A 12,734-nucleotide genomic window follows, 5' to 3' on the forward strand; every position below is an offset into this window, starting at 1 on the left:
ACGATCCGCCCGGCCCGGCGGCGGCCTGATCATGAGGGTCTCGCTGATCAGGCCCGCCACCGCCTAGCGAGATCTAGCGCTTGAGCAGGTTCCTGGCCATCACCATGCGCTGGATCTGGTTGGTGCCCTCGTAGATCTGGGTGATCTTCGCGTCGCGCATCATCCGCTCCACGGGGAAGTCACTGGTGTAGCCCGCCCCGCCGAAGAGCTGGACGGCATCCGTGGTGACCTCCATGGCGACGTCGGAGGCGAAGCACTTCGCGGCGGCGGAGACGAAGCCCAGGTCGCCCTCGCCGCGCTCGGCGCGGGCGGCCGAGACGTAGACGAGGTGCCGGGCGGCCTCGATCTTCATCGCCATGTCGGCGAGCATGAACTGCACGCCCTGGAAGTCGCTGATCGGCTTCCCGAACTGCTTGCGGCTCTTCACGTAGTCGATCGAGGCGTCGAGCGCCCCCTGGGCGATGCCGAGGGCCTGCGCCCCGATGGTCGGCCTGGTGTGGTCCAGGGTCCGCAACGCGGTCTTGAGGCCGGTGCCCGGCTCGCCGATGATGCGATCGGCGGGGATGGTGCAGTCCGCGAAGTGGATCTCGCGGGTCGGCGAGCCCTTGATCCCGAGCTTGCGTTCCTTGGAACCGACCTCGAAGCCGGGATCGTCGGCATGGACGACGAAGGCCGAGATGCCGTCGGACTTCTTCGTCGCGTTCGGATCGGTGACCGCCATGACCGTGTACCAGGCGGACTCCCCCGCGTTGGTGATCCAGCACTTGGTGCCGTTGAGCACCCAGTGGTCGCCGTCGAGCCGGGCCCTGGTGCGCATCGACGCGGTGTCGGAGCCCGCCTCGCGCTCCGACAACGCATAGGAGATCATCGCGCCGTCCGAGGCGAGTGTCGGCAGCACCTGCTGCTTCAGCTCCGCAGAACCCGCCAGCAGGACGGGCACCGAGCCCAGCTTGTTCACGGCGGGGATCAGCGAGGAGGACGCGCAGACCCGCGCGACCTCCTCGATGACGATGCAGGTCGCGACCGAGTCCGCGCCCTGACCGCCGTACTCCTCGGGGAGGTGCACGGCGTGCAGGTCGGCCTTGGTCAACGCGTCCCGCGCCTCCTGGGGAAAGCGCGCCTGCTCGTCGACCTCGGCGGCGTGCGGGGCGATCTCCTTCTCCGCGAGCGCCCGTACCGCCTCCCGCAGGGCCTCGTGCTCGTCAGCGAGTTGGTAGGTACCGAAGCCAGAGTTCACTCCCACGCCTCCTGTTACCGCCGAGTAACAACACTGTCGTCCGCGATAGTAGCCCCGATGTGAAGGTTCGTTAACCCACCCGGGGCGTGTCGACGAGCAGGCTGCTGGCGGGTCGGCGCAGCAGACCGACCCGACGACGGCAGCCGGGTACGCGCGACGATCGGTCTTCGGTGCGCGGCAGCAGCTCAGCCCTTGACGCAGACGACCTGCTTGAGGTGTGCGACCACCGCCACCAGATCCTCCTGTGCCTTGATCACCTCGTTGATGTCCTTGTAGGCGGCCGGGATCTCGTCCACCACGCCCGCGTCCTTGCGGCACTCCACGCCCTCGGTCTGCGCGGCGAGGTCGGCCGCCGAGAACAGCTTCTTCGCCTTGTTCCGCGACATCCGGCGCCCGGCGCCGTGCGAGGCGGACTGGAACGAGCCCTGGTTGCCCAGCCCGCGCACGATGTAGGACCCGGTTCCCATGCTGCCCGGAATGATGCCCAGCTCCCCGGAACCCGCACGGATCGCGCCCTTGCGCGTCACCAGGAGGTCGACGCCGTCGTACCGCTCCTCCGCAACGTAGTTGTGGTGGCAGGAGACCTCCGGATCGAACCGGACACCGGGCACTGTCGCCCGCAGCGCGCCCTTGACCAGTGCCATCATCGTCGCCCGGTTCCGCAGGGCGTACTCCTGCGCCCAGTACAGGTCCCGCCGGTACGCCGCCATCTCCGGCGTCGCGGCGAGGAACACGGCGAGGTCCCGATCCACCAGGTTCTTGTTGTGCGACAGGGACTGCGCGATCCGCACGTGCCGCTCGGCCAGCTCCTTGCCGATGTTGCGCGAGCCCGAGTGCAGCATCAGCCACACCCGGCCCGCGTCCGGACCGCCCTGCTCCAGGCAGACCTCGATGAAGTGATTTCCGCCGCCCAGGGTGCCGATCTGCCGAGCGGCCCGATCCCGCCGATGGTGGACGCCCTCGTGCAGGTGGTCGAAGCCTGCCCAGAAGTCGTCCCACCCGGCCGTCCCCGGCACCCGAGCCGGATTGACCGGGTCGTCGTGCAGGGCGAAGCCGACCGGCACCGCCGCCTCGATCCGGCTGCGCAGACCGCCGAGGTCGGCGGGCAGGTCGTGGTCGAACAGGGAGGTCCGGACGGCGGACATGCCGCAGCCGATGTCCACTCCGACTGCGGCGGGCGAGACGGCGTCGCGCATCGCTATGACGCTCCCGACGGTCGCGCCCTTGCCGAAGTGCACGTCGGGCATCACGGCGAGGCCGTGCAGCCACGGCAGGTTCGCGACGTTGCGGAGCTGGGCCATGGCCTGGGGCTCGATCTCGTCCGGGTCGGCCCAGGCACGAATGGGCACGCGCTCGCCAAGGATCTGGGTGTACATGATCGCCTCACGGGGGTCGGTGGACCGCACGATCGCGGACCAGAGCGAAGAACAGCGTCACCGACGGCTGCGGCAGACGGCGCGATCCGACGGTGACGAGTCAGGAAGAGTGCACGCGGTCGCGGCGGGACTCGCCCGGCGACACGGGCCGTTCCGAAGGGAAGCGTCCCGAGGACGTCCGCAGGTCGGGGCGGCGCTACGCGGGCCCCGCGCCGACGCTCAGCGTCGAAGACAGGCGGAGGATCGTCGAGACAGACCGCGTTGTCGTGGGGGACATCGCCGCGCGTATTTCCACGGCATGGCGGTCCCTCCTTCGACTCGGCTGCGGTTCGGCAGTCCGACGGTGTGTGATCCACAATTCCCGCTCGGCGCTTGTGGGGCAACCGATTTTCCGGCCTCGGCCGTGGAACGACCTTCACCTGCGAACGGCGTCGTCCGACGAACGGCCTCGGGGCCGCCGCTCACATCAGCGTGAACGGCGCGGACAGGTCTCGTCGAACGCGCCCCGGACGCGCGGGCACGCCGGACGATGGGGCCACCGACGCCTTGTCCGGGGCGAGCGCGCGCTGCGGGTCGTCGAGGGACGATGCTTCACGGCGGCGAGGTTGCTGCAACCCGCCGCATAAGCGAAGAAGCCTCGTCTGCACCCCGACCGCCACGATCCGACTGCCCGAGGTCATCTGACGCGACAGCGGCCGACCGGCGAGCCGCCACGTCGGCCTGGCCTGCCGGGCAGTGCCGCCGGGACAGGTGCGGGCCGCGCACCCGGCAGGCACCCGCCCGCCCGGTCGTCCGCGCGGCCTCGAAGGACTCAGCCCTGTTCGTGGCGGGTGCGCAGCGCAGCGTCCTTGGCCAGCACCAGCTGCTCCAGATCGGCCTGGAAGCCTGCCATCGCCTGACGCAGCCGCGCCGCGTGCTCGTCGGCACCGGCACCCAGCGTGCGGACCGCCAGGAGGCCTGCATTGCGTGCGCCCCCCACCGACACGGTCGCCACCGGCACGCCTGCGGGCATCTGCACGATCGACAGCAGCGAGTCGAGACCGTCGAGATGCCGCAATGGCACCGGGACGCCGATCACCGGCAGCACCGTCGCAGAGGCGACCATGCCGGGCAGGTGCGCGGCACCGCCCGCGCCCGCGATGATCACTCGCAGCCCCCGGTCGGCGGCCGACCGGGCGTAGTCGATCATCCGCTGCGGGGTGCGGTGCGCGGAGATCACCGCGACCTCGTAGGCCACGTCGAACTCGGTCAGCGCGGTCGTCGCCGCCTCCATCACCGGCCAGTCCGAATCGCTGCCCATGATCACGCCGACCAGGGGGGTGGGCTTGGCCGTCACCGCTGTTCTCCTCCGTGAATGTCGTAGCCGTCGGTCCACTGCGCGTGCGACAGCCAGTGTGCGGCCAGCCGCGCCCGCACCGCGACGGAGTCGGCGTCGTCGCCGAGCATCGTGACATGCCCGACCTTGCGGCCAGGACGCTCGGCCTTCCCGTACAGGTGCACCTTGGCATCGGGATAGCGGGCGAACAGGTGGTGCAGCCGCTCGTCGACCGACATCGCGGGCTGCTCCGGCGCGCCGAGCACGTTGGTCATCACCGCCGCAGGCGCCACCGGATCGGTGTTGCCGAGCGGATAGTCCAGCACGGCCCGCAGATGCTGCTCGAACTGCGAGGTCCTGGCTCCTTCGATGGTCCAGTGCCCGGAGTTGTGCGGTCGCATCGCCAGCTCGTTGACGACCAGGCCGTCCGGGGCGAGTTCCCGCCATCCGGCGTCGTCGGCAGGCCGCGAACCGGTGCTCGTGTCGTCGTCGGCGCCTGTCGCCTCGTCGGCTACGGCGGGGCCAGAGCGGTCCAGCTCGAACAGTTCCACCGCCAGCACGCCGACCACGTCCAGTTCCTCGGCGATCCGGAAGGCGATCTCCTGGGCCCGCGCGGCGGTGGCGGCGGCCAGGCCGGGGGCGGGCGCATGCACCTCGACGCAGATGCCGTCGGTCTGCACGGTCTGCACCACCGGCCACGCCGCGCCCTGGCCGAACGGGGAGCGTGCCACGACCGCGGCCAGCTCCCGCCGCATCGGCACCTTCTGTTCGACCATCAGCGGCGTGCCCGCCGCGAGCAGCTCCGTCGCCAGGTGCGCCGCCTCGTCGGCGTCGGCGGGCATCCAGACGCCTCGTCCGTCGTAGCCGCCCCTGACCGCCTTGAGCACACAGGGCCAGCCGTGCACCTCGCCGAAGCGCACCAGGTCCGCAGCGCTGGTGACCTCGACGAACTCGGGAACCGGCAGGCCGAGTTCACGGAGACGGCGCCGCATCACCAGCTTGTCCTGGGCATGGATCAGCGCGTCGGGTCCGGGCCGGACCGCGATCCCCTCCGCCACGAGTCCTCGGAGCAGGTCACCGGGCACGTGCTCGTGATCGAAGGTCACGACGTCGCAGTCGGCGGCGAACGCACGCACCGCGTCGGGATCGGTGTGCGCGCCGATTGCGACGCCCGGCGCCACGAGTGCGGCCGGGTCGGTCTGCGAAGCGGCGAGCACCCGGAGAGACTGCCCGAGCGGGATCGCGGCCTGGTGTGTCATCCGGGCGAGCTGGCCGCCGCCGATCATGCCGACGACGGGCATCGATCCCTTATTCGTGCTGCTGGTGCCCACGGGCGCGGAAGCCTACCCGGTGGCGTCTCGGGTGTCGCCGCATGCCGGTCGCCTGCGCCCCGCGCTTGCATCGCAAGGGGCTCGAACCGCGCCGCCCGGAGCGACCGACGGCGTCCTGCCTGCCCCGGCCGGGCTCGAGCGGCGGGCACCGCGACACTGCGGACCCGACCGCTCGGATCAGGACTGGGGCGGCGGTGCGGACAGCCTGCGCAGCAGTTCGGGAACCTCCTCCCACCGGGTGGGCAGCGGCTCGCGCCAGACCAGCACGGGGCCGCACTCTCGATCGGCGACCGCGACGCGCAGCCCGCGTTCCACGAGCCAGCGGGCGGTCACCACGTGCAGCGGCAGTCGTCGGTCGGCCCGCGCCAACACGACCGCGGCGGAGGGTCCGAGCAGCGCGCGGGTCTCACCGCCGTCGAAGGTCCGCGTCAAGGCGTCGCCGACCATCACCATGGCCAGACTCCTCGGCCATCGTGGTGCCCGCCGCAGGTTCACCGTCGTCACCACCAGAGCGAAGTCCTCGCCGGGCGGCCTGCCGGTCGCCGTCGCCTCCTGATACAGCTCGTGGAGCCTGCGGCGGAGGTAGCCCTCGGTGGCCAGCCCGGTGAGCCCGTCGCTGGCCTGCTGCTCGACAAGCCTGCCGACGGCGGCCTCTGCCCAGCCCAGGGCGACCGCACGCATCGCGGCGGCGGGCACGACGAACGAGGCCGCCCCGTCGGTCCGCTGTAGGCGGGCCGCTGTCGCGTCATCCTCGTCGACCGGGCCGCTCGACTCCGCCCGGACTGTCGTCTCCGGCGCGGTCTGCTTCCCGCGTCCGGCCTCGACGTCTCTCGCAGGCTCGCGTGTGGCGGGCCGTGCGACATTCGGACAGAGCAGGCGGCTGGACCAGGTCACCACGTTCGAGGACGGCAGGCAGGACGAGGCCGGTTCGCGGTTCGCGTCGACGAGCCGAGGTGCGAGGGCGGCGGCACCGACGTCCTCCCGAGTCGAGCCGTCGGCCTCCTGCCGGGCGCCCGGGTCCTTCCCGGCCGCAGCCTCCGCGCGGAGCCAGACCCCCGACGGCTCATCGCGCGACGCGGGGGCCAGGATCGAGTACAGCGCCGCGAGATCGCCCAGGGTGGCGGCCAGGTCGACGCCGTCGTCGGCTCTGACGGCACCGAGCGCCGCCAGATGCGGGGTCGGATCACGCAGGCTCGCGAGAGCCAGGCACACCGCCCGTGCAGGCAGCCTCGGCCAGTCGGCGGGGAAGGGCCAGCCCGCCGCGAGACTCGCCGACCGCCAGCGCGCGTACATCGATCGAGCCGCCGTCCGGGCCGCGAGGCCCCGCCCCGGATCGTTCTGCCGCCGAGTCATCGCGCCGACCGGCGCGCCGAGGCCGTTCGCCGCCGGACCTGCGGTGTCCGGAGTACCCGACACGCCCGAGGCAGCAGGCAGTCGGCGTCCGTCAGTCGCATCGCCCGCAGTTCGCGCGACCGTGCGGCCTGCCGGGTCTCCGGTGCCGTCCGTGTCGTCCATGTGATCGACAAGGCTCCTCCTTTCGCCGTATCGGTGTGACGACGAGCACCGGCGGCCATGACGGAGGGGTGCCTAGTACATTGCGGAGTCGATTGGTCACACTGGGTGCGTCATGATGTAGACAGGGAGGTCATCCGGCGTGGCGATCGTCTCCTCCGAATTGCCAGAACCGACCGATCAAGAACTGATCGAGGCCGTCCGAGCGGGCTCTGTCGAGGCCTACGGATCGTTATACGAGCGGCACGTCTCGGCCGCGTACAACCTGGCACGGCAGCTGGCCAGATCTCCAGCGGAGCAGGACGACTTCGTCTCAGACGCCTTCTCGAAGGTGTTGGACCGCTTACGCACCGGCAACGGCCCCGACGTCGCCTTCCGCGCCTACCTGCTGACCGCCCTGCGGCACGCCGCCTACGACCGGACGCGCAAAGAACGCCGCGTCGAGGTCTCCGACGACGTCGCATCGGTGCCCGGCGTCGACATCAGCGTCCCCTTCCACGACACGCCGATCCAGGATCTGGAGCGTTCACTGGCCGCGAGGGCGTTCGCCCGACTGCCGGAGCGCTGGCGGACCGTCCTCTGGCACATGGAGGTCGAGGGCCAGTCGGCGGCCACCGTGGCCCCCCTCCTCGGACTTACCCCCAACGGAGTCTCCGCGCTGGCCTATCGGGCCAGAGAAGGCTTACGACAGGCTTACCTCCAGGTCCACCTCGCCGAGACCCAGACGGAACGCTGCCGCGCCGTAGTGGAGCGCCTCGGCTCCTGGACCAGGGGCGGATTATCCAAACGCGAGACCACGCAGGTGGAGACGCATCTCGACGACTGCGCCCGCTGTCGGGCGCTGTCCATCGAACTCATCGACCTCAACGGAACCCTGCGCGAGGTCGGCATCCTGATCCTCGGCGCAGGCGCGGGCGGTTATCTCACGGCCGTGTCCGCAGGCACCGTCGGCGGCACCGGTGCGGCGGTCACCGGCACGATCACGGCAGGTGCGGTGACCGGTGCCGTGAGCTCGGCGCCTCGACAGTGGCTCACCGCCGCCGCGTCGAGCGTCGCACTGGCGGCAGCGGTCGTCGCGGCGCTGCTCTCCGACACCGCACCCCATCCCGTGGCGCAACCGACGCCGCCCGCGGTGGAGCAGCCCGCCCCGCAGGCGCCCGCCCCACCGGACCAGCCCGCTCCCCCGCTGCCGTCGCCGAACTCGCCACCGGAGTCGCCGCCCGGCGAACCGACGGAACCGCCGCCCGCGGAGGCCCCGCCCGCCGAAGAATCCGCCGAGCCCGTCCTCGACATCACCACGCCGACGGAGCCGCTGATCCTGTTCGCGGGCGGCGTGGCAGGCGCACTGCCCGTGACCGTGACCAACACCGGCACGGCTGCGTCTCCCGTCGTGGTCGCCTCCCTGGACCTGCCGCCCGGCATCTCCGCCTGGATCGCGGGCTCGACCACGCCATCGGCGACGACCCGGCCCGTCGCCCTCTCGACTGCGACGACGGCCACCGCCCGGACCACGCACCTCCCGACCACGGCGGACGATCGGGCCGCCGCCGAGGTCACCTCGATCAGCGCAGCCCTGACGAACGGCAGGCCATCGATGCTCCCCCCGCAGCCGGGCGACGTCGGACGCTCGTCGGCGACGGCCGCCGCCCGACAGTCCGCGGGCCAGGAGATCGGCTGCACGAACGGCTCCGGTTCCATCCGGTGCGCCACCGCACGCGGTCTGAACCCCGGTGAGAGCGTCGTCTTCGACTTCGAACTCCAGGCGGCGGCTGACGCGCAGAGCGGTCGGGTGACCGGGACGATCGACGCGGGCGAGGCGTCCGCCATCGAGCTGACCGCCGTCTCCGTCGAGGTCCGGCAGCCGGTCGACGCCCTCGACCTCGCCGCAGAGGTGGGTCAACGGGTGGAGGCCGGCCTGCCGTGGACGGGCCGCGTCGCGATCCGCCTGACCAACACGGGCACCACCACCAGACCTGCCGAGGTCGAGCTCACGGCGCCCTGGTGGTTCATCCCCGACGGTCTGCCGCCGGAGTGCGCGGCCGCCGACTCCTGGGCGACCCCGGGCAAGACGAACCTCACCGGCAGCCAGCGGATCACCTGTCGTAGCCCGCAGCCGCTCGCGCCCGGTGATGTCTTCACATCCGATCTGGACTTCATCAGGGCGCTGCTGGTCAGCGGCACGGTCGAGGTCGAGGGGCGGCTCGGCGAGGCAAGCAGGCGGGTGGATGCGGCGATCGCCTCCCCGAGCCTCCGACCGACCCTCGATCACACTCCCGAGGTGCTGACGGCCGACGGCTCGCCGGACGCGCTGACCTACAGCGTGCGCAATGACGGACGAGGGGGCTCGGCACCGGTCGAGATGACCGTGCAACTCCCCACGGGGGTCCACGCCGAGGGGACCTCGGGCCACGACTGCCTGCCCGAGGCGAACGTGATCCACTGCCGCAGCGAGTCCGGGGTGCCACCGGGCGCGGCGATGCCGTTCGACTTCCGCGTTCGGGCGGTGGACCCCGCCGAGTCCGGGCTGGTCGGCGGCGCGATGCACGCCGGGCCGGGGACCGACCGGCCGCTCCCGGTCGGGCGGATCACGGTGGCCGAGCCGCCGAAGCTCGACGCGGTTCACGTGGAGGCCGCAGCCGACGGTCCGTGGGCGCTGCCGACCAGCCTGGGCGACCCGCACTGGACGTACTACACGAAGGTCGGAGTCAGGACCGCGAACACGGGAGACTCCGAGGGGCCGGTGACGGTCACGCTGGACCTGCCGCCCGGCGTCGGGATTCATTCCTGGCACGGTCTGCCCCTGCGCGCCGACGCCGTGTCCGGTCAGACCGCGCACCTGCTGCGCTGCCGAGCGCAGGGTGAGCCGGTGGAACACCTCAGCCCGACGCTGTCGCCCGGCCAGACCCACGACTTCACCGTGCGGCTGTGCACATCCGGCGGGACGGAGCCCCCCGCCCCGGCCGAAGTCGCCGTGAGCGCCGCTTTGGGCACCGCCGGGCAGGAGGCGTCCGTCCAGGTCCCCTGGAGCCCGCAGTGGCCCTGGCAGCACCCAGAGACAGCCCCGCAGCAGCATTCCCCCGACCCGGTGGAGCCTGCGGTTCCGTCCCCGGCGGCGCCCGCCGAGCCCGAGCCCGCCGAGTCGGAACGACCTGCCGAGCCCGGCGAGGCTCCGGAACCCGGTGAGCCCGCTCGTCCCGCCGAGCCGGTCTTGCCCGCCCCGCCCGTCGATCAGATAGTGCCGCCCACCACCGCGATCCCGCCGATACAGGTTCAGCCCGCCGAGCCTCCGACGCCGTCCGACCGCATCGTGACACCCGAGTCCGGCGGCTCTGCGGACTCCGCCGAGCCGACGATCCACGACGAGACGACGCAGCCCGCCCCTGCCAAGCCGAGACGGGCCGAGCCGGGACCGGCCGTGCCGCCCGGCACCGAGGGGGCGACGCCAGAACCCGCCATGTCCTCGCGACGCGGGGAGCCGACCGCCGAGGCCGCCCCGAACCAGCCGGGTCCGGCCGAGCGTGGTCTTCTCGGAGTACTCCATCGGTGATCACCTGATCTGGTGGAATCGAGAGCCGAGGCCGCCGACCGACCGGCACGGTGCGAGCGACTGCCGTGAATCCGACCGTCGGCGGCCCGGTGCAAGGGGGCCGAAAACGAGGCCGACGACACTCACAGCCACGGGAGCACCTCCCACAGCGGCCGTGCTTTCGTAGACTGCGGCGGTGTCGGTTGTCGAAAATGTGCTCAATCGTGTTCCGGAACCGCTGCGATCATTCGCGTTGCGGCATAGAGAGCTCGTGAAGTTCGCGTTCGTCGGCGGCTCGGCGTTCTTGATCGACAACCTGGTCTTCTACACCCTGAAGCTGAGCGTGCTGTCGGCGAAACCGGTCACCGCCAAGGTCATCGCGGTGCTCGTCGCGACGATCTTCTCTTATGTGCTGAACCGGGAGTGGTCGTTCCGAACCAGAGGCGGTCGAGACACACCGCACGAGGCGGCCCTGTTCTTCCTGGTGAGCGGGGTCGGGGTCGTCATCAACACGGCACCCCTCTACATCTCGCGATATGTGTTCGATCTTCAGGTTCCCGAGGTGAGCCGGTTCACCCAGGAGGTCGCCGACTTCAGCAGCGGTCAGATCATCGGCACCCTGATCGGCATGGGCTTCCGCTGGTGGGCCTTCCGCCGCTTCGTGTTCCCGCAGGAGAACGTCCGGGCCCGACCGACCATCCCGTCCTACGACCAGGACCCGCCCGCCGAGGAGGAGCCGCTCCGATCCTGAGGCCGATCCCGACCGGATCAGGGGCCGCCCCTGAACGCCTCCTCCCGCCCACCGGGCGCGTGACATGCGACGATGATGATGTTCGGACTGTCGAATCAGGCTCGTATAACGGTTCCGTAGACTGCGCGGGTGGCGCTGGTCGAGACCGTTGTCAACCTGGTACCGAGATCCCTTCGAAGTCTGGCGTTGAAACACCAGGAACTGCTCAAGTTCGCCGCCGTCGGCGGCATGACGTTCCTGATCGACACGCTCATCTTCTACGCACTCAAGCTGACGATCCTCGAACCTCACCCGGTGACGGCCAAGATCATCTCGGTGCTGGTGGCCACGATCGTCTCCTACGTGCTGAACCGGGAGTGGTCGTTCCGAACCAGGGGTGGCGGCCACGAGAGACCGCATGAGGCGGCCCTGTTCTTCCTGATCAGCGGGATCGGCGTGATCATGTACGCCGCTCCACTGTGGATCTCGCGCTATGTGCTCGGCTTCGACGAACCAGCGGTGAGCAGGCTCACCGAAGAGATCGCGGACTTCGTCAGCAGCAGCATCATCGGCACTCTGCTCGGCATGGCATTCCGCTGGTGGGCCTTCCGTAAATTCGTCTTCACCGGCCGAGCCGATCGCAGCGAGGACAGTCCGGCAGGCTCATGACCGCACCTCGGATGACATTCTCGACATCGCGAGCCGCACGGTCGAATTCCCGTGTGAACGGGGCGAGCAGCACATCACGGACATATCACGCCATGGCACGAGCCACCCGATCGGACCGGCTTCTCAGCGGGTCGGGGACCGAGAAGACCGCCTGACGACGGCTGATCTCCCACACCTTCTTCACCCGCGGCACCAGGTTGCTACCGTCACAACTCATGACGCAGGCGACGACGGTGCGGCAGGCGGTGATCCTGGCCGGTGGGCAGGGCACGAGGCTGCGCCCGTACACCGACACCCGGCCCAAGCCGATGATCGAGATCTCCGGCCGGTGCATCATCGACCATCAGCTCGACTGGCTGGCCGAGGCAGGCGTCGAGGACGTCGTCGTCTCGGCGGGATATCTCGCCGAGGTGCTCATCGAACATCTGGAGTCGACCGCGAATCTGCGGTCGATCCGGGTCAGCACGGTGGTCGAGGACGAACCGCTGGGGCGTGGCGGCGGGCTGCGTTACGCGGGAGCCCGGCTGCCGGACCCGACAGCCCCGTGGTTCGCCCTGAACGGCGACATCTGGACCAGGTTCTCCCTGACCGAACTGACGAGGCGCCACGTCGAGCAGGAGGCGATCGCCACGGTCGCGCTGGCTCGCCCCCGACTGCCCTGGGGAGTGGTCGATCTCGACGAGTCCGGTCGCATCAACGACTTCGTGGAGGCGCCGCTCTCGCCGTACCCGATCAACGGGGGCGTCTACGTCTTCTCCGGCGAGATCCTGGCCGAACTGCCGGCGAAGGGCGATCACGAACGGACCACGTTCCCCCAGCTCGCGGCGCGGGGCAGGCTGGCAGGCCACGAGATCACCGGGTACTGGCGCGCGATCGACACCGCGAAGGACATCCGGGAGGCCGCAGTCGAACTCGCCGAGGCAGGCGCGGCGAACGGCAAGGCCGACTCCGTGCGATCCGTGGAGACCGTGAGCCCGTCGACGACACCCGCCGCCGCGGAGTCCTCGACGGCCGACTGACGCCGCACTCATCCGCCGA

General features: G+C 70.8%; 9 protein-coding genes. 4 read left to right on the plus strand and 5 right to left on the minus strand.

The window, feature by feature from the left end:
- Positions 1-73: 73 nt before the first annotated feature.
- From UA75_RS27540 to UA75_RS27560, 5 genes are all read right to left on the minus strand, one after another.
- Positions 74-1,237, minus strand: a complete 1,164-nt coding sequence (locus tag UA75_RS27540) for an acyl-CoA dehydrogenase (protein WP_075744285.1) — start codon at positions 1,235-1,237, stop codon at positions 74-76.
- Positions 1,238-1,422: 185 nt separating this feature from the next.
- Positions 1,423-2,613 carry an RtcB family protein gene (locus UA75_RS27545; protein ID WP_075744286.1) on the minus strand — a complete coding sequence of 397 codons (1,191 nt, stop codon included), beginning with the start codon at positions 2,611-2,613 and terminating at the stop codon, positions 1,423-1,425.
- Between the two features lie 811 nt (positions 2,614-3,424).
- On the minus strand, positions 3,425-3,913 hold the full coding sequence (gene purE, locus UA75_RS27550; RefSeq protein WP_075744287.1) for a 5-(carboxyamino)imidazole ribonucleotide mutase: 489 nt from the start codon (positions 3,911-3,913) through the stop codon (positions 3,425-3,427).
- Between the two features lie 32 nt (positions 3,914-3,945).
- Positions 3,946-5,259, minus strand: coding sequence for a 5-(carboxyamino)imidazole ribonucleotide synthase (locus UA75_RS27555; protein ID WP_075742719.1), 1,314 nt, complete (start codon positions 5,257-5,259; stop codon positions 3,946-3,948).
- 177 nt (positions 5,260-5,436) lie between these two features.
- Positions 5,437-6,774 (minus strand): hypothetical protein, encoded by a 1,338-nt coding sequence (locus tag UA75_RS27560; protein ID WP_075742720.1) that lies wholly within the window; start codon positions 6,772-6,774, stop codon positions 5,437-5,439.
- A 139-nt stretch (positions 6,775-6,913) separates the two neighbouring features.
- Between UA75_RS27560 and UA75_RS35005 the strand changes: the two genes are divergently transcribed.
- The 4 genes from UA75_RS35005 (at position 6,914) to UA75_RS27580 (ending at position 12,715) form a co-directional block, all read left to right on the plus strand.
- Positions 6,914-10,318 (plus strand): sigma-70 family RNA polymerase sigma factor, encoded by a 3,405-nt coding sequence (locus UA75_RS35005; RefSeq protein WP_075742721.1) that lies wholly within the window; start codon positions 6,914-6,916, stop codon positions 10,316-10,318.
- A 175-nt stretch (positions 10,319-10,493) separates the two neighbouring features.
- Positions 10,494-11,048, plus strand: coding sequence for a GtrA family protein (locus UA75_RS27570; protein WP_075742722.1), 555 nt, complete (start codon positions 10,494-10,496; stop codon positions 11,046-11,048).
- 129 nt (positions 11,049-11,177) lie between these two features.
- Positions 11,178-11,696 (plus strand): GtrA family protein, encoded by a 519-nt coding sequence (locus tag UA75_RS27575; RefSeq protein WP_075742723.1) that lies wholly within the window; start codon positions 11,178-11,180, stop codon positions 11,694-11,696.
- A gap of 215 nt (positions 11,697-11,911) precedes the next feature.
- Complete coding sequence (locus tag UA75_RS27580; protein WP_075742724.1) at positions 11,912-12,715, plus strand: nucleotidyltransferase family protein; 804 nt, start codon at positions 11,912-11,914, stop codon at positions 12,713-12,715.
- The last annotated feature ends 19 nt before the right edge of the window (positions 12,716-12,734 follow it).

This window comes from Actinoalloteichus sp. GBA129-24 (assembly GCF_001941645.1).
GTDB lineage: Bacteria > Actinomycetota > Actinomycetes > Mycobacteriales > Pseudonocardiaceae > Actinoalloteichus_A > Actinoalloteichus_A fjordicus.

Coding starts and splice junctions, on each gene's coding strand:
- UA75_RS27545 (WP_075744286.1), bottom strand. CDS start 2,613: ATGTACACCCAGATCCTTGGCGAGCGCGTGCCCATTCGTGCCTGGGCC.
- purE (WP_075744287.1), bottom strand. CDS start 3,913: ATGGGCAGCGATTCGGACTGGCCGGTGATGGAGGCGGCGACGACCGCG.
- UA75_RS27560 (WP_075742720.1), bottom strand. CDS start 6,774: ATGGACGACACGGACGGCACCGGAGACCCGGCAGGCCGCACGGTCGCG.
- UA75_RS27580 (WP_075742724.1), top strand. CDS start 11,912: ATGACGCAGGCGACGACGGTGCGGCAGGCGGTGATCCTGGCCGGTGGG.